Source organism: Butyrivibrio sp., from assembly GCF_017940685.1.
GTDB lineage: Bacteria > Bacillota > Clostridia > Lachnospirales > Lachnospiraceae > Butyrivibrio.
This window is the reverse complement of sequence record NZ_JAGAYD010000034.1, coordinates 14,601-40,772: the sequence shown is the minus strand read 5'-3', so window position 1 is coordinate 40,772 and position 26,172 is coordinate 14,601. Positions and strand designations below refer to the sequence as shown.

Annotated in this window: 27 protein-coding genes; 26 read left to right on the top strand and 1 reads right to left on the bottom strand. The window is 42.6% G+C overall.

The features are described from left to right. The 26 genes from J6I68_RS02610 to J6I68_RS02485 all read left to right on the top strand — a co-directional run. On the top strand, nucleotides 1–358 hold a 358-nt coding region (locus J6I68_RS02610; protein ID WP_330622378.1), incomplete at its 5' end, for a DUF1064 domain-containing protein. A gap of 11 nt (nucleotides 359–369) precedes the next feature. Beyond that, complete coding sequence (locus tag J6I68_RS02605) at nucleotides 370–2,484, top strand: AAA family ATPase (RefSeq protein ID WP_292217099.1); 2,115 nt, start codon at nucleotides 370–372, stop codon at nucleotides 2,482–2,484. Then, complete coding sequence (locus J6I68_RS02600; RefSeq protein WP_292217096.1) at nucleotides 2,484–3,038, top strand: hypothetical protein; 555 nt, start codon at nucleotides 2,484–2,486, stop codon at nucleotides 3,036–3,038. The genes J6I68_RS02605 and J6I68_RS02600 overlap by 1 nt, the downstream gene beginning before the upstream one ends. 2 nt (nucleotides 3,039–3,040) lie before the next feature. After that, nucleotides 3,041–3,217 (top strand): hypothetical protein, encoded by a 177-nt coding sequence (locus J6I68_RS02595; RefSeq protein ID WP_292217093.1) that lies wholly within the window; start codon nucleotides 3,041–3,043, stop codon nucleotides 3,215–3,217. Further along, a complete protein-coding gene (locus J6I68_RS02590) occupies nucleotides 3,207–3,494 on the top strand; it encodes a hypothetical protein (protein ID WP_292217091.1) in 288 nt (95 codons plus the stop codon). Before J6I68_RS02595 ends, J6I68_RS02590 begins: the two co-directional genes overlap by 11 nt. Before the next feature lie 47 nt (nucleotides 3,495–3,541). Then, nucleotides 3,542–3,838: a hypothetical protein gene (locus tag J6I68_RS02585; RefSeq protein ID WP_292217089.1), complete on the top strand. Its 297-nt coding sequence runs from the start codon at nucleotides 3,542–3,544 to the stop codon at nucleotides 3,836–3,838. 452 nt (nucleotides 3,839–4,290) lie between these two features. Further along, a complete protein-coding gene (locus J6I68_RS02580) occupies nucleotides 4,291–6,645 on the top strand; it encodes an ATP-dependent DNA helicase (protein WP_292217087.1) in 2,355 nt (784 codons plus the stop codon). A 70-nt stretch (nucleotides 6,646–6,715) separates the two neighbouring features. Then, nucleotides 6,716–6,922, top strand: coding sequence for a hypothetical protein (locus J6I68_RS02575; protein ID WP_292217084.1), 207 nt, complete (start codon nucleotides 6,716–6,718; stop codon nucleotides 6,920–6,922). Between the two features lie 89 nt (nucleotides 6,923–7,011). After that, nucleotides 7,012–8,838, top strand: coding sequence for an AAA family ATPase (locus tag J6I68_RS02570; RefSeq protein WP_292217082.1), 1,827 nt, complete (start codon nucleotides 7,012–7,014; stop codon nucleotides 8,836–8,838). 441 nt (nucleotides 8,839–9,279) lie between these two features. Next, the gene (locus J6I68_RS02565; RefSeq protein WP_292217078.1) at nucleotides 9,280–9,450 is read left to right on the top strand and encodes a hypothetical protein; all 171 of its coding nucleotides are present in this window, start codon (nucleotides 9,280–9,282) and stop codon (nucleotides 9,448–9,450) included. Next, nucleotides 9,429–10,388, top strand: coding sequence for a hypothetical protein (locus tag J6I68_RS02560; RefSeq protein ID WP_292217075.1), 960 nt, complete (start codon nucleotides 9,429–9,431; stop codon nucleotides 10,386–10,388). Before J6I68_RS02565 ends, J6I68_RS02560 begins: the two co-directional genes overlap by 22 nt. Before the next feature lie 131 nt (nucleotides 10,389–10,519). Further along, nucleotides 10,520–10,801, top strand: a complete 282-nt coding sequence (locus tag J6I68_RS02555; RefSeq protein ID WP_292217072.1) for a hypothetical protein — start codon at nucleotides 10,520–10,522, stop codon at nucleotides 10,799–10,801. Nucleotides 10,802–10,908: 107 nt separating this feature from the next. Next, the gene (locus tag J6I68_RS02550; protein WP_292217070.1) at nucleotides 10,909–11,673 is read left to right on the top strand and encodes a nuclease-related domain-containing protein; all 765 of its coding nucleotides are present in this window, start codon (nucleotides 10,909–10,911) and stop codon (nucleotides 11,671–11,673) included. A 68-nt stretch (nucleotides 11,674–11,741) separates the two neighbouring features. Next, nucleotides 11,742–12,257, top strand: a complete 516-nt coding sequence (locus J6I68_RS02545; protein ID WP_292217066.1) for a hypothetical protein — start codon at nucleotides 11,742–11,744, stop codon at nucleotides 12,255–12,257. Between the two features lie 93 nt (nucleotides 12,258–12,350). Further along, nucleotides 12,351–13,580, top strand: coding sequence for a hypothetical protein (locus J6I68_RS02540; RefSeq protein WP_292217064.1), 1,230 nt, complete (start codon nucleotides 12,351–12,353; stop codon nucleotides 13,578–13,580). Nucleotides 13,581–13,768: 188 nt separating this feature from the next. After that, complete coding sequence (locus J6I68_RS02535; protein ID WP_292217062.1) at nucleotides 13,769–14,407, top strand: hypothetical protein; 639 nt, start codon at nucleotides 13,769–13,771, stop codon at nucleotides 14,405–14,407. Then, nucleotides 14,400–15,143 (top strand): N-6 DNA methylase, encoded by a 744-nt coding sequence (locus J6I68_RS02530; RefSeq protein WP_292217059.1) that lies wholly within the window; start codon nucleotides 14,400–14,402, stop codon nucleotides 15,141–15,143. The genes J6I68_RS02535 and J6I68_RS02530 overlap by 8 nt, the downstream gene beginning before the upstream one ends. Nucleotides 15,144–15,309: 166 nt before the next feature. Continuing rightward, on the top strand, nucleotides 15,310–19,410 hold the full coding sequence (gene dnaE, locus J6I68_RS02525) for a DNA polymerase III subunit alpha (protein WP_292217057.1): 4,101 nt from the start codon (nucleotides 15,310–15,312) through the stop codon (nucleotides 19,408–19,410). 146 nt (nucleotides 19,411–19,556) lie between these two features. Next, nucleotides 19,557–20,465: a single-stranded DNA-binding protein gene (locus tag J6I68_RS02520; protein WP_292217055.1), complete on the top strand. Its 909-nt coding sequence runs from the start codon at nucleotides 19,557–19,559 to the stop codon at nucleotides 20,463–20,465. A 120-nt stretch (nucleotides 20,466–20,585) separates the two neighbouring features. Continuing rightward, a complete protein-coding gene (locus J6I68_RS02515) occupies nucleotides 20,586–20,789 on the top strand; it encodes a hypothetical protein (RefSeq protein WP_292217053.1) in 204 nt (67 codons plus the stop codon). A 35-nt stretch (nucleotides 20,790–20,824) separates the two neighbouring features. Continuing rightward, a complete protein-coding gene (locus J6I68_RS02510; protein WP_292217051.1) occupies nucleotides 20,825–22,108 on the top strand; it encodes a hypothetical protein in 1,284 nt (427 codons plus the stop codon). 328 nt (nucleotides 22,109–22,436) lie between these two features. Continuing rightward, nucleotides 22,437–23,270: a hypothetical protein gene (locus J6I68_RS02505; protein ID WP_292217050.1), complete on the top strand. Its 834-nt coding sequence runs from the start codon at nucleotides 22,437–22,439 to the stop codon at nucleotides 23,268–23,270. Continuing rightward, nucleotides 23,270–24,043 (top strand): 3'-5' exonuclease, encoded by a 774-nt coding sequence (locus tag J6I68_RS02500; RefSeq protein ID WP_292217048.1) that lies wholly within the window; start codon nucleotides 23,270–23,272, stop codon nucleotides 24,041–24,043. The genes J6I68_RS02505 and J6I68_RS02500 overlap by 1 nt, the downstream gene beginning before the upstream one ends. A gap of 166 nt (nucleotides 24,044–24,209) precedes the next feature. Then, complete coding sequence (locus J6I68_RS02495; protein WP_292217047.1) at nucleotides 24,210–24,494, top strand: HU family DNA-binding protein; 285 nt, start codon at nucleotides 24,210–24,212, stop codon at nucleotides 24,492–24,494. A gap of 210 nt (nucleotides 24,495–24,704) precedes the next feature. Beyond that, a complete protein-coding gene (locus J6I68_RS02490) occupies nucleotides 24,705–24,962 on the top strand; it encodes a hypothetical protein (protein WP_292217045.1) in 258 nt (85 codons plus the stop codon). A 71-nt stretch (nucleotides 24,963–25,033) separates the two neighbouring features. Beyond that, on the top strand, nucleotides 25,034–25,453 hold the full coding sequence (locus tag J6I68_RS02485; protein ID WP_292217042.1) for a single-stranded DNA-binding protein: 420 nt from the start codon (nucleotides 25,034–25,036) through the stop codon (nucleotides 25,451–25,453). Between the two features lie 52 nt (nucleotides 25,454–25,505). Here the strand turns inward: J6I68_RS02485 and J6I68_RS02480 are convergent, their stop codons facing one another. Further along, on the bottom strand, nucleotides 25,506–26,138 hold the full coding sequence (locus J6I68_RS02480; protein WP_292217039.1) for a hypothetical protein: 633 nt from the start codon (nucleotides 26,136–26,138) through the stop codon (nucleotides 25,506–25,508). Nucleotides 26,139–26,172 lie beyond the last annotated feature (34 nt).

The window sequence follows — 26,172 nt, the reverse complement described above, 5'->3', positions numbered from 1 at the left end:
ATATCAAAATCACAAGATTGAAGTAGACGGTCACACCTTCGACTCAAAAAGGGAAGCAAGGCGCTATAAAGAGCTAAAACTTCTTGAACAGGCGGGGGAGATAAGCGATCTTCAGATGCAGGTAAAGTTTGTTCTTATCCCTGCGCAGAGAGAGCCCGACACCGTTGGGAAAAGAGGCGGTATTCACAAGGGAAAGCTTCTTGAAAGGGAATGCGACTACTTTGCTGATTTTGTCTATACAGAAAACAGCACGGGACAGAAAGTAGTGGAAGACACCAAGGGAATGCGGACCACAGAATATGTGATAAAGAGAAAGCTCATGCTCTATACCCACGGAATAAAGATCGTTGAGATATAAGGAGAGGCGATTTGGAGAGGATATCGGTTATCTTTGACAAGTTCATACAGAGAAATGAAAAAACAGGGGAGAGCACTTTTATCGCAAGGATAAAGGCTCATCCTGTTAAATGCTGCGGAGAAGTCTTTTCATATCCAAAGAATGCCCCTCTTTCCCTTACAGGGGAATATGAGACCGTAGATGGCAAGAAGCTCTTTAGGATATCCGATTGCCATATAGAGGACGGAGAAGGTTCATCCATACACACATTCCTTTCTGACGGGAAATTTAATGGCGTAGGCAGCGCAGTGGCAAACATCATCACATCTACGCTCGACGAAGGCGTAATATACTCCCTTAAGAACAATTCTTTATCTGATGCCATGGATCTTTTTAAGAGCAACAGGGATGTTATATACAGATGCCTTTTACAGATCAAGAACATCGTTGACTTCGAGGAAGTGCATGATTATCTGAAAACCCTTGGATGTTCTTACTATAATGCATTTGTAATCTATGAAAAATTCGGTAAGGACTCAAAAGAAAGGATCTTAAACAATCCCTACATACTCAGATATGCAGACACATCTTTTGAAAAATGCGAGGAGATAGCAAAAAGAGAAGGGATAAAGTATTATGATGACAAGAGGATAAGGGCGCTTGTCGAGACTGCCATGGATTACAACCATGACAGCGGTAACACAAGGATGCCTTTTGATAAATTGTGCGAGCTGACAGAAAAGCTTGAAAACAAGGGCGGATTTTATAAGACAAAAAAGCTCTTCGTTGCCAAAGAGATAGTCTCCGACAGATACATCCTTGAGGATAACAGGGATCTTTTTGTCTACAAGAAAAGCGACTATGACAACGAGATGGAGATAATAAGGAATATAAGACGCATCAGCCTTGGAAGCAGAGCTGTTAATGATATCACCCCGATAAGGGATATTGAGGCTGAGCTTTGTGTAGAGTATTCAGATGAGCAGAGGCAGGCTTTTGACGCCATAAAGACCACCGGTATCAAGATAATCACAGGCGGGCCAGGTACAGGCAAGACAACTCTTGAAAACGGGCTTTTAAAGAAATATGAAGCAGACAACAAGAACAAGGAGATAGTCCTTTGTGCGCCCACGGGATGCGCGGCAAGAAAGATGAGTGAGCACACCGGAAGGCAGGCACTTACCATCCACAAACTCCTTGGAATATGCCCCTACGATGGCGAAGAGACAAAATCAAGGGTAGATATGCTCACGGCAGACTGCATTGTGGTTGATGAGTGCTCCATGATAGATAATGAGATCATGGCACTGCTCCTTAAGTCCGTAAAATCAGATGCACTTGTACTTATGCTCGGAGACAAGGACCAGCTCCCTCCGGTAAATGCAGGCAACTCATTTGCCGACATGATTGAGTCTGGAGAGGTAGAAAGCTATGAGCTTAAGAAGATATTCAGACAAAAAGGAAAGAGTCTTATTGTTTCCAATTCAAGAAAGGTTATAAACGGAGATCCAGACCTTGATACAGACAAGAGCTTTTCTATCCTCAGATACGAAAACGAAGGTCAGATGGTCGAAAAGGCTAAATCCATCTCAGATAAGTGCAGGGCCAGGGGTATAACCGACATTAAGTTTTATACGCCTTCAAGGAATAGGAAGTTTGCAACAGGCACTATAAGACTAAATCAGATGCTTAAGATAAAAGCATCCGATGAGTCCATCACCTACGGGCCGTACACTTTCTCTGTTGGGGATAGGGTCATCTTTAACAGGAACAACTACGACAAGGGCTATTTTAATGGTGAGGAAGGTAAGATAACATATATCCAGAAGAACTCGGCGGATATCAATATTAAGATACTGACAGATGACGGTGCGATCTTTTTAAAGGGCACAGAGCTTTCGGACATCGAGCTTGCCTATGCCATAACCGCTCACAAGGCGCAGGGTTCTGAATGCAGAAATGCAGTAATCATCATCCCTAAAAAGCCCATGTCAATGCTTAAGCGTCAGCTCCTTTACGTGGAGATTACAAGGGCAAAAGAAAACGTGATGATACTTTCCGAGGGCAATGCTCTGGAAGAAGCTATAAGCTCTAAATTTGAATTTGAGAGAAATACAGGACTTATTGAAAAATTAAGGAGTGCGTGATGAAAAAGACTATAATAAGCAACTTGTTTGCGAGTAAAGAAAAAGATCCCATAACCACAATATATCCCGATCAAAGCGAATCCTTTATCCAGGCAACAATGAAGCATGGACGCTACTCGGGCGTAATAAGGGGTGAATCAAGGAAGAATCTTATGCTTATGTTAGTTCCTCTTATTAACGATGCATTCCAAACACTAAATGTCCCATATGATGAAGGCATAAAGCTGCTACAATATGCCAAAATGGGGGACAAGGGAGAAGCCGTCATCAACACGTCTTCCCGTGAGCTAAGAGCCTTGACCGAGCAGTGCAATAAACTCGATAGCCTTCAAGACATGGAGACAGAGAACAAAAAACTAAGCCAAAAGCTAAAACAGACCGAAGATGAAATGGATAAGCTTAAGGCTTTGACAGAGGGAAAAGTAGCGCGCTATGAGAAGATCATAAGCCAGAAAGACGACGATATACGCGCTCTTAACAAAGAGATAAAGAGGCTGGAGCACAGGCTCAAAGAAATGGAACAAAAGACAATATTGCCTTTTGAAGAGGAATGATTATGGAGCAAAAAGAAGCATGGATATGTGCGTTGTCCTGTCTTGCAAGCGAGCAGGAGGCGATGCTCCGAATTCAGATGGAAGAAATCAGCAAAAGAATAACGGAAGTAAGAAATGCCGCCAACCATGCATCTGATACAGGCGAGGCTATAGGAAGGGGGAAGGGCTATGAAGTGTAGAAAATGCGGCGATAACATCATCAATAACAAAAAATATTATAACAAGGTATGTCTTGAAGAATACAAAGAAATGGCAAGTTCAGAGCTATGTCCGAACTGTAATGCGGTAGACTCCGTTGTGAACAGGTTAAGCGCAGGGAAAGGTTTATGCATGGCAGACCTTAAGATGTTACCCAAATACCTGGTATTTGATCCAAAAAATAATAACCCTGTGGAGCATTCTTATGGCTTGCAGTTTGCTCGGATAGTTGAGAGCCTTGAAAATGCGATGGTATAATGTAATTATCGCAACTACAATTATTGGTTTTAAGGGGGGTAACAAGTATGGGAAAAACAGTATCAAATGAAGCTATCAACAAGGCAGTAGATTATATCAAGACTAATTTAATAGGGACTAGAACACGCATTTTAGTTCAAAACCGTGACAAGTTAGATTTTAGTTTTTACAGCACTCTTAAAACAGTTATGTATGACGGCATAGAAATTAGAGTTGATGGAGAGAACTATACGGGATTTATTGAGGGGAATGCTGTCACCGATATCTTCTATCCTAATAACATTAGTAGTCCTGAAGTAGAATTTGATTGCGGAGAGGACAAGGTGACATTTATACAGGCATGAACTACCATGACCGACAACATCGGAAATGATTTCAACAATACCATGCGGTATAGTAAGGCACGTTCACGGTGCCACTACTCCGTCGGGCAAAACCCTTCGGCATACTTGAAATTGTAGTTTAGTGCGCTTGTGGCGCTTGGGAACTAACACCTTGTATATTTTACGCACCACAGGTTCTTGGTTTGTTAGATTCGTGGTACAACCCTATATACAGTTTTCAAGGTTCCGATATACTTATTTTATCACGAACAGTTGTTCGTGTAAAGTGCGATTCATTCCACACCCGACTTTATCGGAAGGGGTTTTCTCGCAAGTTATTTATAATGTGAATATAAAGCCTCGGAGCACGCTTCGGGGCTTTTATATTATTTGGGCAAATATCCTGTACAGAAAAGCTATTATACCTTCCAATAACCTATATTATAAATAGGACAATTTGCGGAGGGATATTTATGATCACAGGCGAGATAAAGAAAATCCTCACTCAGAAAGACAATGATTGGGGTAGATATGAGCTTTTAAATGCCGGAAAGAAAACCCTGGCGGTTGGTGTTATACCAAACGCTTCCATCGGTATGCTTGTAACCCTTGAGGGCGGAGAAGAAGTAAATAAGTATGGAAGACAGTTTAAGATAAGCTCTGTCATCAATGTGGAAGCCGATAAGAATGCGGGCGTAGTGCGCTTTCTTGCAGACGGATATGTAAAGTACATTGGCCTTGCCAAAGCTAGGGCTATTGCGAACGCCTTTGGCAGAGATGCCCTCAAAATGTTCGAGACAGAAGAAGGAAGGATAATGCTCTCTACGGTAAAGGGGCTTGGGACAGCCACTATCGAGAAGGCGCTTCCTTCATTTGAAGAGAATAAAAAGTACATGGATATTGTCATGTTCCTTAACGGGACAGGCACAAAGCTCCAGGTACAGCAGATATATGATAAATACGGCGATGATGCAGTAAAGACGCTCAAAAAAAATCCATACGTCCTTCAGACAGATCTTGACGGCTTTGGATTTATCAAGGCAGACAACCTTGCTATGGGGTGTGGCATTAAGCCCGACTCCATATACAGATTGCAGGCAGCGGTTTACTATGTTATCGAAAATGCACAGCAGGCAGGCGGGCACTGCTTCCAGACCATGGAAGAGATAAGGGAGCAGATCGTGCACATTCTTTGCCCGATGCCTAAATTTCCCGATGACACAACAGAAAAGACCGCTGAAAACGCCGCAAAGAACTGGGCTGTAAACAGGGAAAAGTTTATCAAAAAGTACGATCCCTGCGCAGAGACATTAGAGCTCATTGACAGAACGGTAGAGTCAAGGACTCTTATTCTTGACACTCTGGCTGACGCAATTTCACAGTCGGTTGAAAACGGGACTCTGGTAAATGATTATGGCAGGATCTACACCGCAAAGATGTATAACGTTGAGACATCCTGTGCAAAGATGCTCAAGGATATGCTTTCAGAGCACAGCGTCCGCTTTATCGAAAAAGACGTGATAGAAAAGTCCATTAAGAATGTGGAAGCAAGAAAGACTAAGGAGATGGAGAAGTCCTCCCTTGGAACTTTCGTAGTTACAGAAGAGCAGAGAAAAGCAGTATATCTTGGTCTTATGAACAGAGTGTCTATCATATCCGGAGGCCCCGGTAGAGGAAAGACCGCTATTGCCGAGATCATCGCAGAAAGCTTCTTAAATGCAGGTAAAAGATACGACAAAAAAGATATCATCATGCTTGCACCAACTGGAAGAGCTGCACAGAGAATGACGGAAAGCACAGGCTATGACGCAATGACAGCCCACAGGGCAATCTTTTCGATGGAAAAGACAGGACAGGCACCCGAGGGAAAGCTCATACTTTGCGATGAGTCCTCAATGGTCGATATCTTCCTTATGCATAAGATCCTTAAGTACGCAAGGGACTGTAATATCATCTTCATTGGTGACGTTGACCAGATCGCATCCGTAGGTCCTGGCAAGGTCTTAAAAGACATGATCGACTCAGAGGTAATTCCGTGCATCCTGCTCAAGCAGGGACATAGAAACTCCGGTACGATAGCCCATAATTCAGAACTTATAAATGCAGGAATGAAGATAGATAAGTATTGCTATGACGAGCATTTTGTCTATATCCCTGCAAATTCAGATAATATCGCCGACCTTATTGTTGCTGATTACAAGAAAAAGGTGGAGCAGTACGGTATCACAAATGTAATGCTCTGCGCAGCAATGAGGGAAAGGGGCTGTGTTGCAGTAAACAAGCTCAACAGCCTTTTGCAGGACGAGTTTACCAAGGGCAAGGATGAGGCTGTGTATTCACCAACCCTTAAGTTCAGAGTCGGCGACAGGGTAATGCAGACAAAGAACGACTATAACTTTGAGATGCGAAGAGGCGGCGAAATGGTACAGGGTATCTTTAATGGCGAAAAAGGAACTGTACAGAAGATTATGCCGGACGAAGAAAACGACTCATACAAGATGATCGTAAAATTCGATGACGGCTCTGTTGGTGGGTATACAAAGGCCACTGCTCTTAACCTTACACTTGCCTACGCAACAACCCTCCATAAATGCCAGGGGTCAGAAGCGGTCTGCATGATGATGGCTTATACCTTCGGAGACTACATCCTTTTAAACCGCTCACTTTTCTATACAGGAGAGACCAGAGCAAAGAAGGAGTTCCGCTTCTACGGGGAAGAAAAGTTCCAGTATGGTCGTATGCTCTCGGCATTTGACATCGCAGTTGGCAAAACCGATGACAATGAAAGGAACACAGCCCTTTCAGAAAGGCTCAGAGAAGCGGTCTAAAATATTGTTATACCTCCTCTTATCTATATTTTAAATGTAGCTATTATTGAAATGGAGTTGGAGGGACAATATGAAGAAAAAAATTGCGTTTGTGATAATGCTACTTATCTACACGGTTTACAGCATTGTAACTCACATTGCCGCAGGATATGGCGGAGTTGTTGGAACGGTCACAATGTTCTGTTGGATAGCGTTCACAATGCCTGTTGTAAGTGTGATAGTAGGTGTAATATCAGATACGTTGTTCCAGAAGAAGGAGTGGCTCAGTGAAAACTGAGCCTTTTTTCTATATTTTCAAACATTCATCTTTCTCCCATATTCTCTATGTAACTATTTTATTGGAAATGGAGCAGGAGGAATTTAATTATGGTAATCAAACACTTAAGAGTAGTCAATTTTATGGGCTATAAGGGCGCTACAGAGTTCGATGTACCCTCGATTGCTGCGCTTGTTGGAAGAAACGGTATCGGAAAGACATCCATCCTTAATGCGATCCGCTACGCACTTGCAGGAGAAGAGCCAGACGGGTCTATCATCAATAATGATGCTGATGAGTGCAGGGTTGATGTTACGCTTGTAGATCCCGTTGACGGGTCAGACATTGTGTTTTCCCGTTCTAAGCATCGCTCAAAGCCGTCAAAGTTTAAGATCGACGGAGTTGCAACAACAGCAACAAAGCTTAACGAGAAGATACAGGATGTGTGCGGCATCCCGATAGACAAGATCAAGGTGCTGTCTTCAGCCGAGGTTGTGGCTAATATGAAGCCACAGGAGTTCTCAAAGTTTATCTTGGATTATATTCCGGAAAAGGTAAATATTGAGTTCATCATCGACCATCTGGATAAGACAAACCCCCGCATACTTGATACTATCGCGGCTAATCTCCCCGAGGAGAATATCGACATGTCCGATATCGACGCTTTTCTGGATATGCTCAAGAGCTCAAGAAAAGAGCTTAAAGCCCGCATTGCTGAGAAGAAGGCGCTCTACGAGACCAAGCCAAAGGATATGCCAGCAATAAAGTCAGAGGTTGAAGGAAAGCTTTCTCTCTATACCGAGATCGCAAATAAGAGAGAGGTGTTGGAGGTTAAGAAGAAGGCATATAACACGGCGGTTGAGAACGCAAAGAAGCAGGAAGAGGTCATCGCATCGTTAAAGTCAGAATATGACTCTATCACGGCGGCAAGACCAAATCCCGCAGAGCTTCATTCCCTTAACGAAAAGAGGGCAGAGCTTAATGCTTCAAGGCGCAATCAGGACATCCAGCTTACAGGAATGACAAGCGCCTTAAAGAGACTTGAAACAACCCTTGCAGCCATCGAGACTTCTGTATGCCCCATCTCCCCTCTTATCACATGCCACACAGATAAGAGTGTTGCCAAAGAAGAAATCATGGACTCCATTGAGGCAACAAAGGAAGGGCTTAAGGCTTTCGATGAGGAGTCGAAGAAGCTCGACGAGAAGATAGCTCTTGTTGAGGCTCAGATAGAGGAGTACAACAAGGGCAGAATAGCCTACGAGAAGAAAGTAGACCTTGCAAGACGTATCAAGGAACTTGAGGACCGCAAGATCGAGATCCCTGAAAAGCCCGAGATGGAAGTACCGGAAGATGCCGGAGTGGCAGAAGAAATCGAGAATTGCAAAAAGCTCCTTTCGATCATCGAGGAGTATGAGGAAGGCATCAAAATCTCTGGTAATATCGAGGCCATGACAGAAGAGCTTGAGTGCCTTGAATATCTGGTAAAGGTATTTGGAGAAAAGGGCTGCGTAAGAGTAGCCATTATCGCCAAGTATGTGAAAGTCTTCGAGGATCTTATCAACGAAAGGTCACAGAAGATAAGAGGAGATGTGTCGTTCTCCATCATTCCGGAGGATGGCATAAAAATCCTTATGGATACGGGCAACGGGTTCCTTCCGTATGAGAACCTCTCCGGCGGAGAAAAAGCTTACATGCTCTTTATGATCATGGATATGCTCAATTCCCTCTCTGGTACACGTATTCTCTTCATTGACGAGCTCTCAGTAATGGACGCAGAGAACTTTAATGCACTTCTTGATATCATCTGCACATACAGTTCAGAATATGATCACGTTGTATTCGCAGCTGTAAACCATATGGAGACCGTAGCCGCCATCAAGGCACACGGTATTCCTATGGTCGAGATTGACGTTAAAGCGCCCGCTGCGGCTTAATTCCTTAAAAGTCCCTGGTTTAACCGCCAGGGATTTTTTATGTCAGATTTCTGAAAAATGCGAACACACATTCGTCCTTTAGAGTAATAAACAAATAAAAACAAAGACGTTAAATCATAAATTTTTTATAAACTGACAAATAAATTTCACCGTATGATGGGATAAAACGAAACAATAAATCACACCAAAAGCCGTATAAATACTGGTGTCTCAAAAATTTAATAATTTAAAATTACGATTTTGAATACCTGAGAACAAGACATATCGTTTTATGTTGTTTTTCGGCACTTGAAAACCTAAAAATCTGCGTTATGATAATTGTGTAGCGATTCAATAAGCAGTTCCTTTCCAACACAAATCCCCCTAACGATTTTTATTCCCCTGTCCTTCTTCCATATTTACTGTGTAATCATTAACAACAGCACAGGAGGACAAGGATAAATGCATAAGATATCTAACGATGAGGCAATCGAAGCTTACAACGCGTCCTACGGCGGGCAAGGAAAGCCCCTTGAGGAAGTTGTAAAAGAGCTCGAAGCTCTCACGAAAGTCCGAACTGTGTCCCTTGACCTTACAAGGAGGGTTTTATCATGGGATACGACCAGGAATTAAACATCAACGCAGAAACAACAGAACAGACAGAACAGAAAGACAACACTGAAGTGATCGCCATGCAGGACAAGTATCTGGCAGGCATCATCGACAAGGACTCTTGGATTCTCTTTGTGGCAGCCAAGATAAAGGGCTATTACGAGAGCCTGTACCGTCTCAACCACATGGCAGGATATGTTGAGCATGAGGACTACGAACAGCAGTGTCTTGAGATGATATGTAAAGAGATTGACAAGTATGACGCCAGAAAGTCAACTCTTACAACATTTTTTAAGACTAAGTTCCTTGAGGCGTTCAACACTGTACAGAAAGACAGTGGTAAGGCTAATTCGCGTCACTACGAGAAGCAGATCAAGTACCTTACAAGGGTAGCGCAGCAATATGGCTACGACGGAATCCTTGATCCAAGGCTCACACCCGAGAAGCTCTCGAAGCTCGCAGGTTCAAAAGAGCATTCACTGAAGACCGTTATTGAGACGAGGAAATATCTGATCGGCAATTCTGTATCATCACTTGATGACGTGACAGAAAACCACGATTTTGAATCTCCTTATAAGGACCCGGCTGTTATATATCTCAAGAACGAACAGTCCGAGGAAGTCTCCAGTGCGGTAGAGCGTTTGCATCTTACATCTTTTGAGGAGTTCCTCATTGAAAACCACATCAAGGACGATGGTTTAAGGCTTAAAACAAAAGAGGTCATCCGTTATCTCAGAGATTATGCCAAGGATTATCCCGACGACGAGGTGTTTGGAATGGACGTAAGAAGTTTCAATTCTCAGTACGTCAACTCAAGGTCATCACTTCTTAAGCAGAAGCTTTACAGCTCACTCAAGAAGTTTGCTCCGGTAAAGGAGAACAATGTCCTTATTGAGAGTCCCGTACTTGCATCCGACGAGGATCTGAAAAAGGCATTTGATCTTGGCGATCTGTTCTAAAAACAATCCTGAAAAGAGAGCGGCGAAAACCGTTCTCTTTTTTTGCTGTACAGAAATTATTTTTGTAAGCAAAATAACCCATATTATATGTAGGAGTAAAAGTATTGTGTATTTTCAAGGAGGATAATGATATGTACAACGAACACAAAAACAATTCAGGCGCAGTCATCGCATTAAGCTTCAGCCTTTTGTTTATCTCTTTTGCCTGCTTTTTCTCGGTCGTAATGATCGGCAAGGCCATAGGCCCCGAGCAGATGAACCAGGCGGGCAGCCTTTTCAGTTTCATGTTCGTGGAGATGGCAGATCTTATGAAAAAGCTCACCATTCTTGGAACTGCATGTTTTGTAGGGGGACTCGGGATATACGGGTTTTCTCTGTATAAGGTGCATAAGGATCTGACAAGCTGGGAATAACAGAAAGTAAACCAAAGAGTCGAGAAATCGGCTCTTTTTTACTGTACAGAAATCATATATCTAAAAGCTTTCGCCTATATTTATATCAGAAAGGCAGGATCTGACTTATGTTTAAGATTTTTATAGCCCTGGTTATCATCGGGGCGGCAGTGACACTTATCTCGATAATATCTGGCTTCATCTTTGGTGGTATCGGAGCTGTAAGGGTAAAGAGAAGAGGCGACGAATTTGAAGACATGGTAGCCTCTAAGTTCAAAAAAACATTCAATGCCGATGTTGTAAGAAACCTTATATTCTACAAGATAAAGACATCATATAAGGAACTTAAAAAACGTCCCATGGAGATAGGATATGAAGCCATGGCAAAAGAGACAGAAGCCGACATGGCATTTGTCTGCACAAAGGGCATCTTCTGTATAGAATGTAAATCCTTTAAGAATAGAGATATTCCCCTACAGGGATCATTAAATCAAAAGGTCTGGACAAGGCAAGAATATGCAGGAACATATCAGATGCAGAATCCGTTTAACCAGAACTATAAACATGTGATGGCGCTTAAAGACCATGGATTTACTAATATATATAATATTGTAATAACCAACTCTGATTTCGAGTTCACTTACTGCGGAGTCAAGAGAAAGAGCTTAAATAAACCATACGTCGGTATGCTGAAAAACAGCACCGAAAAAATGGCTCTTGTAAGGCAATGGGGTTTTACAAACGGGCTCAAACTCCTAAAGGAGGATATAAATTCACTTCCGGATGTGTTTACAGAAAAAGAAGTAGAGCAGATAACAGAAAAACTCAAGACATATGAGGCGACAAGACAGGAAAGAAAAGTCCATGCACTGGCTAAAGAACTGTTGAGATAGTTTTTTCATGGCCGTGCCAATAATCCATTTTCTATATGTAACTTAAATCAGAAATGGAGGACATAGCTATGACAAAGAAAACAGTTTTTATAGATTACGATGGTACACTTGCATATTTCCTTAAAGACAAGAGCCTTGAAGAAGTCGCACAGAAAGGATATACTCTGACGGTTCCGATGGTGGAATCTTTCTGCACTGCCATAGATATGCTTATGAATGATGATGAGCTGTCTGGGTACGACTTTAGGCTTCTCTCCGCCGTCCTTAACGAATATTCTGTACAGGATAAGAAGACCATGCTCACAAAAAGATTTGGAAGCGCATTTGCTGAAAAGTCAGTCTTTGTTGAGTATGGAATGTCTAAGGCTACATATGCCGAGGGCGGAAACATCCTTCTGGATGACTTTTCATTTAACCTGCACGAATGGGAGCGTTTCGGCGGCATAGGCATCAAGGTCTACAATGGGATCAACGGCAACAATGGTACGTGGAGAGGCTATTCTGTGCATAGCACTGCCACAAACAACGTAATCTATGCAACACTCAAAGGAATATTACTGTCCCTTGAAAAAGCTGCGGCATAACTAAGATAAAGCACTCCGGTGGGGTGCTTTTTTAGTTGGAGCAAAAATCCCATATTTAGGATGTAATCATTCAAAATAAATAGGAGGACAGTTATGGCAGCGAAAATAAGGGCAAGTAAAGCCGAGAGAAATGAGGCAAAAGAGTATATCAAGGCTCATCTTCCCCAGTACCTTGAGAGAGAAGGTATCAATCCGGAAAGGAACTTCAAGTGCCTTAATCCAAACCACGACGATACCCATGGTGACATGAGTTATCATCGCCCATCCAACTCATGTGCGTGTCATTGCGGTGCTCGCTATGATACATTCGACCTTATAGGCATTGAGTATGGACTCACAGACTTTAATGAGAAATTCAAAAAAGGATGCGAGATTTTTGGTCTCTTGGGACAGGAAGAAAATGATGAGGATTTAAAGATCCCCGCAAACTGGAGAGAGATAAATCCTCCAGATGAGTATAAGCTCCCAGAAAGGGCAGAAGACGAACTGTGCTCTAAAGTGTACTACAGGCTTACAAAGCTTAAATGCACGAAGCTTAAAGAGGAGCACAAAAAGGATCTGTTAAGGCGTGGCCTGTCTGAAGAAGACATAAAGCGTTTTAGGTTCTGTTCTGTACCCGATAGTGGTAAGGAAGCCGCAGGAGAGATAGTGTCTTCCGGCATCTTCCCCGCAAAAGTACCAGGGTTTTATACTTACGGTCATTACAGTATATATACGATGGTGGATGACACCAAAGGGTATTACTGTCCTGCATTTGATGGGGAAACAAACCAGATCGCAGGTATGCAGATAAGAGCTGATAACCCACAAAAAGGCGGTAAGTACATCTGGCTCTCATCTTCAAGAAAGCACGACGGAGCATCTTCCGGAGCACTTCCGACAATCCTTCCAGGGAAAGATACATCTCTCTGGATCGTGACAGAAGGAATACTCAAAGCCCTCATCATCTATTGCCTTCTCGGCAAAGAAGTGTCTGTGATAGGAGTGCCCGGTGTTGGCACAATCGGCGGCTTTAAAGAGTTCATGAAGAAAAAGGCGGGGCTTAACATTTGTTTTGTAGAGGCTTATGACATGGATAAAGTCGATGAAAACAAAGTGGTAAAGCAGGCTCAGCAAAATCTCCTAAGAGAGATTGAAAAAAATGGCTTTAAGGCGCATACACTGACATGGGACACCAAAAACGGACAGTGGCAAAAAAACTATAAGGGGCTTGATGACTTCCTCTGTGATTATGTGAAGACAAAAAGCGGAAGAGAGAAGTTCATTACCTATCTTAAAAAGATCAAGGCAAGCCTTTTACAGCCACAGACTAAAACTGCATAAGAAAAGAAATAGCTCGGGGAAACCGGGCTATTTTTCTGTACAGAAAACTGTCCGAAAGCCGGAATATCCCATATTTATAGTACAGAGCCGATAAAATCTAGTTTTTATATGAACAACCCAAGTGCGACCAGAGAATACTATGTAAGCGTTTACGGCCTTGAATGGGTTGAGTAATATTCGGAGGGAATATGAGTATATTTCACGTTAAGTGCGAAAAAACAATAACAGTAGATGGGGTTGAATACAGCACCGACATAGAAAAAGACATTATCATAAACTTTGCTGACGCTGGATTAAGAGCGAAGGAATGCGGAGATGAGAAAAATAGGGAGATAGAACTGATATCAGAGAGTTATGATTTCCTGCATGAACTTACGGATATTTTCCCGCTGTCTGAATATGACATAAAGATAATGCAGTTCGTCTCAAGATACAAACACCTTAAAAACCACCCATCAATCCACTTTGACATCCAGAATAAGAAAACGGGCGAAGAGGTATACTTTGCTGATGGTCCCGTACTGTCGGATAAAGATTATGACTATATAAGAGACATCCTCATGCGGGACGTTCCCCGATATGGGTGGCAGACAGCAAAAAACTATCTCAGATCCAGTATCGAAAGATGCATGGGTGATGATGAGAACAGTGATCTGTTCACTGATGATGCTTGGAACTTTCTTACCCGAATGACATCGGCAAGATACATGGAATACAAAACTGATGGTTATGTCGATTATGACTTTGACCTTATGAAGGACGTAACGAGAAAAATCCTTGAGGATGCGTTGCGAGACTTTGCAGAAAGCGGAGAAGAAGATGAGTGATAAGGATTACATCAAAGAGTTTGTAAAGATTTTTGAGAGTGAGCTCTGTTACAGGCATGGGCTAAGCAAAAGGTCAGCATGGAGCGATCTTATGCTGATGTTTGCATGTGATATAAGCAACATAACTGAAGTAAGGAGTGATGTAAAAAAGGAAAGATTGGCTGCATTTAAGGAATGTGCAGACAGACTTGGCGGAGTGGAAATCCCGATAAGACTCCTTGCTATCACAATGGAAGCATTAAGTAACAACCCTTCACAGGATTTTCTTGGAAATCTTTATATGACATTATCCATGGGCGAAGAAGGTTGGGGACAGTTCTTTACCCCGTACCATGTAAGCCATCTTATGGCTGAACTGAGTCTTAATGATATCGACAAGGATCTCAATGGAAAAGAATACACAACTATTGCTGATTCATGTGTGGGAGCAGGGGCTATGCTCATTGCCGCAGCCGATGTGATAAGAGAAAAAGGCGTGGATGTGTCAACAGGGGCACTCTTTTTCGGACAGGACCTTGACCAGACAGCCGCAAATATGGCATATATCCAGTTATCTCTCATTGGATGTGCGGCTCTTATCGTAGAGGGAAATACCCTTACAGAGCCTTACACAGGCAACCCCTTATTTGTTGATGAAAACAGCCGTTTTTGGTACACTCCTGCGCTTTTTATGAGCGAATGGAATAAGAGACGGATAGAAGAATTAAAAGCCCTAAAAAGGGAAAATATCGCATAATTTTAGAGGGAGCAGGTAAAGCTGCTCCCTTAATCTGACGCCAGAAGAAATCAAATTTTCTGTACAGCAATTTCAAAGATATCAAATCCCATGTTTATGTTAAAGGACCGATTTTCCATATTTAAAGTGTAATTATTACCTAGATTATGGAATGGAGGACATACAAATGAATATAAGAAAATTTACAGCTAGTTTACACACGCATGTAAGAAGTCTGTTTGACGCACAGATTGATGCAAAGGCACTTGCAGAGAGGATTAAAGAGCTGGGTGGAAAGGGCTGTGCTATCACAGACCATGGCGTTGTATCTTCAATCGAAGATTACAGACCGGTATTTGCAGATAGCGGCCTTAAACTCATCCCCGGATGTGAAGTCTATGTTGACGGAGGCATTCTTGGAAGAAAACACCTTATCCTTCTTGCGGCAAACGACAATGGATGGAAGGGCATCTGCAAAGTAGTTACAGAAAGTAACTATAATGTAGTAAATACTTTTCCTGTAATAGGAGAAGAAAAGCTCCTTGAACTTACATCTCTCTACAAGGGAGATATCATTGCTCTGTCAGCGTGTATGTACGGTGTGATCAATGCGGTTTATCTGCAAAACAGCGCTGTACAGAAGCTTATCGACAAGGCCCTTAAAAAGCAGGAAGGGTATGCTTCACCGTCATCAAATGATTTTGTTGATATGGGACATCTCGTATCTGACCTTAAGGACTCTGTAGAAAACCTCATTATCGAAAGAGATGAGTGTAAGAGAATGGCAGAAAGCAAGTTTGTAGCAAGAGAAAAGTCTGTATCAAAACTTGAGGCAAAAGGCGATGAGGGCGCAAAAGAGGCAAGAGCAGAGCTTGAAAAAGATAAAGCGGATGCTGAAGATGCAAAGAAGCGCCTGCCAGAAGCTAAAAAAGCTGTGGAAGATGCTAAAAAGCGTCTTTCTGAGGCTGAAAAAGAGCTTAAGGCTCTTAATGAGTCAGCTGATAAATTCATGGAAATTGAGGCTGAGATTGACGGTTTGAAAGCTCAGCTCAAATCCGATGAAGAGCTTGACGCCATGGCAGAAACTCTTGCAGTAAGATATATGGACGCTTTCGGAGAGGGCAACTTCTATATCGAAGTCCAGTATCACGGCATTGAGGAAGAGGCTCTTGTCTTTACAAAGGTAGTAAGGCTTGCAAAAAAGTTAAGGCTCCCTCTTGTGGCAACAAACGATGTTCACATTCTCACCAATTCTGAGGATGACAGGCTTCGCAGATGCATCCTACGCTCACTTCGTTATGGAAAGAACACTGATGCTACCTTTCAGGAGGAAAATACAGGAGATGCAGAGCTTTATCTTAAGGATAATTACGAGCTTGCAGATGCACTCCTTAAAATCCTTCCAGAAGCAGATGTTGAAGAGGCGATAAACAATATCGACGTTATCTTTGACAGATGTAATGTGGAGTTTAAGACAGGAAAGCACTATCCTAAGTTTTCACAGACAGAAGATGCAAACGACATCCTTGATAAGGAGATCGAAAAAGGCATTGCCTGGAGATATCCCGAAGGGATGGATGAGGAGCACAAGGCCCGTCTTGAGTATGAGACAAAAATCATTAAAGACATGGGTTATGCAGACTATCACCTTGTTGTTAAGGATTTCCTTGAGTATGGTCGCCTTCTTGGAGCAGTACCGAAGGAGAAGATTTCAGAAGCACCGCTATCTATCGCAGAGCTTAAGGAATTTATAGAGACCAACGGATGGAAAAATCCAGGGCTTCGCATCGGACCTGGCAGAGGAAGTGCAGTAGGTTCGCTTGTCTGCTATCTTCTTGGAATAACAAACCTTGATCCTATAAAATACGGGCTTCTTTTTGAGAGATTTCTTAATCCAGAAAGAGTATCTATGCCTGATATCGACAGTGATATCAGTGCTGATACCAGAGGTAAGGTTATCGAGTATGTACAGGGAAGATACGGTGAGGGTGCTGTATGTGGCATCATGACCACAAATGCACTTGCTCCCAAAGGAGCTCTGAGAACAGCTTCCAAGTTTTACGGGCTTAAGAAATATGGAAGGAGCCTGCTCAATGAAGTTGGAGCATCCATCATCAAGATGGTTCCTTCTGATGTCGGGGTATCATTTGCAACAACCGTAGATGCACAGGGAAATGTATCTGATGAGGGCACAAGCCTTTATGAGTATCTCGTAAAGAAAAATCCTTCAGAAGATGCAAAAGCCATTCTTCACTGGGCCCTCGTAACAGAAGGAGCATTCACAGCCTATGGCGCACATGCAGCAGGTATCGTAATATCTGATAATAGTGATGTATCAGAGTATATTCCACTTAGGTATAACACTACATTAAAGATGTTCACAACCCAGTGCGACATGGTGCAGGTAGAAGAACAGGGACTTCTTAAATTCGACTTCCTTGGCCTTAAGACACTTGATGTCATCACAGAGACCATGTTTGAGATCGAAAAGAACACAGGCAAGGTGATAGATCCTCTGTCAATTCCACTTGACGATGAAAGGGTTTATAAGGAGATCTTCTCAACGGGAAGAACGAACTCTGTATTCCAGTTCGAGTCAAACGGAATGAAGAGCATGTTAAAGCGCTTTAAGCCTACATGCTTTGAAGACCTTATTATTCTGGTTTCAATGTTCAGACCAGGCCCTTTACAGTATCTTGACGACGTTATCGAGGTAAAGAACGGAAGAAAGCCTATGACATTCCTTTGTCCGCAGCTTGAGCCAATCCTTGGCAAAACCTACGGTGCTATTGTATACCAGGAGCAGGTTATGGCGATATGTCAGGAACTTGCAGGTTTTACTCTGGGACATGCCGACAACGTAAGGCGTTTCATGTCAAAAAAGAAGGCTGATAAGCTGGCACATGAGCGTGATGCATTCGTCGAGGGATGCAAAAACAATGGCATTGCTGAAGATGTCGCCAACACGCTTTTTGACCAGATGATGGACTTTGCTTCCTACGCATTCAACAAGTCACATGCTGCGGCTTATGCTCACAATGCATATCTTACTGCATGGTTTAAGCTCTACTACCCGTCTGAGTTCTTTATGGCAGCTCTTAACTGGGCTACAGTAGATGCAAAGCCGCAGGAGGCAGTTTCAAAGCTCATCTACGATGCTTCTGAGGTCGGGATCAAAGTTCTTACTCCGGATATAAACCTCTCACGGGCTGATTTTACGACAGTAGACGGCTCGATCCGCTTTGGCCTTACAGCCGTAAAAGGCATAAGTAAGGCAGGCGATGTAATAATAAAAGAGAGAGTGAAAAACGGAGCATTTAAGGATCTTAAGGACTTCATTGTAAGGGTACATCCATCAGCCGCTGTTATCGAAAACCTTATCTCAGCAGGAGCTTTTGATGCATTCTCAGATAACAGAAGTTCCATGAAAGCTTTTGTCGAGGACATCAAAAAGCCTCTATCCGACAGGGACAAAAAGCTCTCATTTATTGAGAGCGCAAATTTTGCACTTCCTGTTATCGAAAAGCTTTCATCTGATGACGAGCTTATCGCTATCCAGAAAGATAATGGGCTTAAGGCAGAGGTCAAGGAGCTCACAACGGCAGATAAGCTTCAGAAAAGGATAGATAATGCTGAAAAATCTCTCATCAAGTTTGATGATGAGATCAAGGCTGTTCACTTAAATGGGGTTTATGAGGATGCAAAAGAGAGGCTTGAACTTGAAAAGCAAGCTCTTGGCATTTATGTATCATCTCATCCCATGGATATCTACCCGAAGGCAGAAGAAGTTTCACTCCTTCCTGTATCTGATACTTCAGAAGAGACAACAGCCATCTATGGCCTTGTCACTAATCTTGTGATAAAGAACAGAAAGTCAGATGGAGCAAAGATGGCGTTCTTTGACGTAGAGGACAGATCGGGCCGTATAAACTGCGCCTGCTTTACCAAGGCATATTCAAGATGTGAAAAACTCTTAAAAGAGGGAAGCGTATTCAAGATATTCGGTAAGGTAAACGTAGAAAGCGATGACGACGACAACGAGACACTTAAGTTCATTGTCGAAAGCATTTCTCCCGTTAAGGAGAGACGTGGCGCTCTTATGATGGGTGTAAGCAGCTATGCTGTATTCCACATCACAGAGGAAGAGACATTCAAGGGAAAGTACCAGGAAGAGGGCGGCTATAGATTTCTTGTCTATGACGAAGCGCTTGGAGAGGTAAGACGGATGAACTATACCGTTTCCGAGGATGTAAAACTTCTTCCCTTAGTGAAGGAAGTTAACTTATAATCACTTTAAAGGCTGCCCTCCGGGGTGGCCTTTTTATGAGTTTTTCGTTTTCGCAAAACAATTATTCAAAATTTTAAATCCGCTATCCCATATTAAAGATAGTTAAGTAAAATCATTCATCAAGCATTAAAAAGGAGACTAATAATATGGGTAGGCAGAATATAGCTTTTCTGTATGCAAGAGTGCATAAGCCCCCACAGATCAATAAGGATGTCGAAACAGGAGAGTATCTGTTTGGGACAGTATATCTCGATACTGTGAGGGGACTTCGTGAGGTTGAGGATGACCTTAAGTATGTAAAGCACGAATTTCCTCTTGTTGTATCAAGGGAAAAAGAACAGCTTGATAAGATGGCCGAATGGAAGGAAAATGATATCGTCCTTGTAAAGGGCGTTATCACATCAAAGGCTATTATGAAGGCGTCTTACTGTCCTCACTGCACTGACGAAAATGGAAATCACTGGAAAAACGAAGTAAAGAGTAACCTTGTTTACATCACGCCCATCTTTGTAGAGAAATTAAAGAGCTACGGAGAGGATAAAACAGCAGCAAGGGAAGACCTCGTTGACCACCGGGAGATTTCAAATCAGCTCTATGTAATGGGAAGGGTGCTTAAAGACCCGAAGCTCTTTACAACAAAGAAAAACGTCCAGATAACACAGTACCCTATCGCCCTCAACAGAAAATTCACCATAAGAACAGATGACCCGTCTATCAGAACAGACTGGCCTATCGTAAAGAGTTATGGTGAGAGAGCAAGGGATGACAAGCTGTACCTTCAGTATGAGTCGGATGTACTTATTGACGGCTTTGTACAGGCAAGAACTGTAACAAGAAAGATGATATGTCCTCATTGCGGCAAGCTCTATGAGTGGAAGGATAATTCCATGGAAGTGGCTGCATACGACGTTGAGTATGTAAATGGCTACAAATCAAAGGAGCAGGTTGAAGCTGAAGCGCAGGGCAAGAGTGTAGAAGAGCTTAAGCAGATGCTCTTTGAGACAGGATATAAGGACGAGCTTGAGGAAAATTTACAGTCATCTGACACCGTATAACGAAAAATCGTCATATAATAGACAGGGGTACGTTGTATCTCTGTCTATTTTGTTGTTTCCCTCCCGTTTTTCCATATTTTAGTTGTTAGATAGTTTTTATTGGAAATGGAGGACAATAGAATGAACAGGAGAATGGAGAGTGTCAAGCTGATGGCTGTACTTCAGCCGTTTACTCAGCTCGGACGCATTACTGCGTCTGACGCAAAACTTATAGTCGATTCATACAAAGAAGGAAACACCGAAAGGTTAAAGGTCTTTGTAAATGATCCGACTATGCCAAACAACTTATCCCCACTTTTGGATAAGGTAAAACAGTACATATAACCAATAGATAGCCCTGCGGGGCAAGGAGGACGATTATGAGTATATTACTTGACAATTATAGAAAAGTAGGCGACGGAATCACATCTCTTAAGGAAGAGACAGTGAAGATGGAAGAGGCAACAAAAGATGCTGTGGTTAAGCCATTTAACATCACATTTCTTTCATACTGCCCTATTGAGGCTAAGCAGAAGGAGGGTAAGACCCCGTTCTGGAAGATCACAAAGCCAACAATCGAAGATTTCCTTAACGGAAGCCCACTTCCTACGGGCACAGTACCAAACGAGTTTTTTGGAAGCGAAGAACTTCTTGAAGAAGTAAAAAAGACTTCTGGGCTGTGTCTTCTTATTGACGGAAGGCTCTACATAGTATCCACAATCGCCATCCCAACCTTTACGCTTCGTGCGGAGGTTAAGGGGGATATGACGATCCAGGTAAATAATGTCGTTCGTGACATGCACCTTGCGGATGCTGTGTACAGAAAAAACGAGGATATACACCTTGTTTACAGAGAGGAAGAGATCGGCGGCGTAACGGTCCGTAAAGTCTTTGCGGGTCTCGGAAGTGCGTATAAGCTCATTCCGCAGACTATTATCGCCAATTCTGTAGAGAAGCTTTCCGAAGATGGGACAATGGGGGCGCCTGTTGTTTCATCCTTTGAGATTGACCACGGGTACACATCTGCACATGTTATCCTTCCGGAAATTGGGGAGGAGATCGCAGAAGAGTATAAGCTCAGCGGAGAGGTAATCCCCGGTCTGTATCTCTCAACATCAGATATAGGACAGTCAAGTGTCATCATCAGAGGCGTTTATAACAAAGGCGCTTCAACCGTCATTACTGACGAGGTGGTGATAAAGCATGTGGGTAAGAATCTGACCCCGGAAGTTATTCTGGGGCTGGCAGATGAAAAGATCTTTTCTTCCATCAGAAAGCTTCCGGAGGCTCTTGCCGAGCTCATGGGGACAGAGGTTATGAATTACTCATCTCTTGACTTGTCAAAACCAAAAGATCAGGCTAAGAACAAAAAAGCCGTTCTTAAGGTTATATCGGAGGAGCTGAAGAGAGTATGCCGCGAGGCAAAGGTTTCCGGCAAGAAGGAGAAGGAACTTCTCGAATGTCTTGAAGCTGAGATCAATGAAGAGCTCTGCTACACTTACTATGACATTGCCATGATCTTCATGGGAGTGCCTGCAAGGATAACAGGACTTGACAGGGATACTGTTGCAAGACTCCAGAAAGCTTGCGGACAGACCCCGTATAAGCTCAGTAAAAAGCCAGCTACCGCGGATGAAGAAGAGATTGCTCTTCTTCCCGCATAAAACTCCATTCCAATCTAACATTCCAAAGCAGGAAGCCCATACGAAAGTATGGGTTTTTTGCTGTACAGAAAACTTATTTAACAATCTAATATCCCATATTCTATATGATATAAGTATTTTTATTCATATGAATTTGAGAACGATACATCTCCTGTCGCGCCGCGTGGTAGCGCCGCCCACCCTTTGTAGGAGTGAAAGATATCGGCAGAGGGCTCCTTTCTAAAACTCTATTCTTATTTTCACATATAAATCCACACGTAAAATTTCACAACCCCTTATTTATCCCATGTTTTGAATGTAACTACTAATTTGAAATGGAGGAAACAATATGGACAACATGAAATTCAGACCACTTTACGCATCAGAGATCGAGGCAAGAGTAGCACAGGTCAATAAGGGCGGTGCACAGATACTTCTGTACAAGGACGCCAGGGTAGACCAGAACATTCTTGACGAGACCTTTACCATCTTCGGGTGGCAGAGAAAGCATGAGCTTATCGGAGACAGGCTGTACTGCACAGTATCAGTAAAAAATCCGGATACAGGTGAATGGATCACCAAGCAGGATGTCGGAACAGAAAGCTATACAGAAAAAGAGAAAGGACAGGCATCTGACTCATTCAAGAGAGCCTGCTTCAATCTTGGAATCGGCAGAGCCCTTTACACAGCTCCGAATATCTTTATCAAGAAGGAAGACCTTTGCGGATATAAGGACGACGGTGATAAGCCAAAGTGCAATAATACTTTTAGGGTAAAAGATATCTCCTATACAGAAGATGAGAAGGCGATCAAATCCGTCACCATCGAAGTCCTGTATTATGGAGATGTTAAAAAGACCCTGGTATTTAGCAATGATGTGGCTGCTTTAAAACCTGCCGCTAAAGCTTCTGCTCCCACTGCGGCCTCTGTAAAGAGCGCCCCTGTTAAGGAAACTGCTGCAAAGACACCGGAAACAGCACCCGAGGTAACTCCTGCCGGAATCACGGATGATACGATCATCCAGATCGGCAACTGCCGTAACAAGAAGTACGGCGAAGTAAAGGGAACAGCTCAGTTCAAGTCATTCCTCAGATGGATGAGAACATCCACCACGAAGTATGACTCACCTGAACAGCAGAGGCAGTTTGATATCTTCAAGGAAATGGCAAAGGAGGCAGTTTGATGCGAAAAGAAGTTAAAGATTTCAGAGCCCATGTAGAAAGCGTGGGCTCTTATGTGGTATTTGACACCGAGACAACAGGGCTTAAGCCATCAGAGTGCGACGTTATCGAGTTCTCTGCGGTAAAGGCCGACAAGGATGGAAATATGATAGACGAGATTGATATTTATATCAATCCTGGATATCCGCTCCCGGAAAAGATCGTTGAGATTACAGGTATCACAGATAAGGAGCTTGAGGAAAAGGGAATTAGCAGAGAAGAAGCTGTAATGAAGATCAAGTCTTTCATGGGCGATCTTCCTGTTATTGTCGGCTACAATGTAGGCTTTGACATCTCTTTTGTAAGTGCTCTTTATGATAAGGTTGGAGAATCCTTTTCATACACCACTGCATTTGATGTCTTAAAGCTTGCAAGATGTATGCTCCCTAAACCCCACAAACTCATCAATGTCTGCGAGACGCTCTCCTTATCGGGATTTCAGTTCCACAGATCTATAGACGATGCGAAAGCTACCCTGGAGGTATTTAAGAAGCTTCTTTCTGACTATCAGATAGATGCTCCGCAGGATGCCCTTGAGGTAACTGGCTGTACCAGATGGAAGAAATACTCCTTCGATAGAATATACGTGAATAACAAAAATAACGCCTCGATCTATTTCGATGTTAACGAAGAGAAATGGGTGATAGGCGGAGATTATGAGGAAGAAGATGTGACCTCGAAAGTATATTCTCTCATGGGTGTAAGTGATACAGCAGAGCTTTTGCGCGTTGTCTGAAAACTCCATATAAAAGAAGTCAGCTCCCATCTGGGGGCTGTTTCTTTTTATTTAATAATTGCAGTATTGAACTGGGTTTTAAGATGTGTTAACGTTAAAACGTAGCAAATATAACGCCTGCAAAAGACAACACCTTTGCAGGTCAGTAAGACAAAGGAGTTTGTGTATGAACAAGACAGAACTAATCGAAGCTATTGCAAAGTCAGCAAATCTTTCCAAGAAAGATGCAACAAACGCACTTAATGCGTTTACAGAAGCCGTAACCAAGGAGCTTAAGAAAAAGGGCAAGGTACAGCTTGTAGGATTTGGAACATTCGAGACAGCTAAGAGAGCTGCAAGAACAGGCAAGAACCCTCAGACTGGCGCCGCTATCAAGATTCCGGCTACCGTTGCTCCAAAATTCAAGGCAGGGGCTGCTTTGAAGGAAGCTGTTAACGGCAAGAAGAAATAATTTATGATAACCAAAAAAAATTTTTTGTAAACACCCTTAAAAACGTACATTAAAACGTTTGGGAAGCTAAAGCTAAAGCGATTACAAGAAAAGAGGCGGTTTTACCGCTTCTTTTTCTTTGCCAAAATTAAGAAATTTCTCTGTACAGAAATTAAAATCAAAACTCTGCAATCCTATATTTAATATATAAAGCCCAGAAAGGAGTCCTTTATGAAAGAATCAGCTTTTTACGATGTTATTGACAAGATGGAAGAGATAGACGTTGACACTACAAAAGGATATTATCCGACTATTGCGGATCTTGAGGAATATAAAGTGGAGCAGGATATAGATCTGTTTTTACCCATCCTGGCATATTATGCTTCAGATCCGTTTAAAAGAATGAATATAAAACCGGACAACCCTAATGAATATAAGGCGACAGTAAAGTATTGTAAGGATGTCTTATCCAGAATAAAACTGACATAAATTTTATTTGGGTGCCATTCTGCCATACTTATTATGTAACTAATCATATATTGAAATGGAGGAAATTGAACATGAACAAAGTACAGTTAATCGGACGCTTAACAAAGGACCCAGAGGTTAGATACTCCCAGGGAGAGAAGCCAACTGCCATCGGTCGCTACACACTGGCTGTTGATCGCAGATTTAAGTCCAACGACGGACAGACTGCTGATTTCATCAACTGCGTTGCCTTTGGAAAGGCCGGGGAATTTGTTGAGAAGTACCTTAAGAAGGGTATTAAGATCGCAGTTGTTGGTCGTATCCAGACTGGAAACTATACCAACAAGGACGGTCAGAAGGTCTACACAACCGAGGTTGTTGTAGAAGAGCAGGAGTTTGCCGAGTCAAAGAACGCTGCCGCAGGTGCAACTGGCGCCTCCGCCGAAGCGCCTACTGATGGCGATGGCTTTGCCAATGTTGACATCGACGAAGAGGAGCTCCCCTTCAACTAAAAGTTCATAAAAAAGAGGGTTTGCCATAACGGCAAGCCCTTTTTTCTTCGCTTTAATGGAAAAGCTTCCACTCAAATTCATCCCATTTATCTTTTTGCTGTTCCTTTTTTAAATATTTCTGCCTATGCTTATCAACATAATCACTGAGCTCAAATATATTTGTCCCTTGATGTATCTTATCGCAGATATTGAGACCATATTTAGCACCTTCCGAAACAAGGGCCAGCGCAAGAGCACTAAAACTTGCAACATCTTCTATCTCGGCACATACGTCCACCCCATACTCTGAGGCAATAAGAGCATACTTCATCTGCTCTGGATCAAAGTCCGTATGAACAATGTTATAAATAATGTTCTCATTAAAGTGGGAAGGGTCTTTAAAGGAAACAATATCTCTATTACGGAAAGAGTCATGGTGAGTCGGAGCTACAGACCCGTTAGCAAGTACGACAATCAGTGTACCTATCCATTCCTCGATCACAGCCATGAGATTTGCAGGAAGACCCTTGTAGGCAAAAGAGCCAATCGGAACCATCAGGTCAACAAGTCTTCTGAGTATCTTTTGCTGTTCAACATCAAAATCCATTAAAAACTCACCCGTCTCAGTGTTCAGTACAGGCTGTTTATCAAAGTTATACAGTACAGGATCTTTCTGTACGGAGTTTTTCTTCTTAAATCCAAACATATCATCGTCTCAACTTTCTGTATAGCAATTTGCT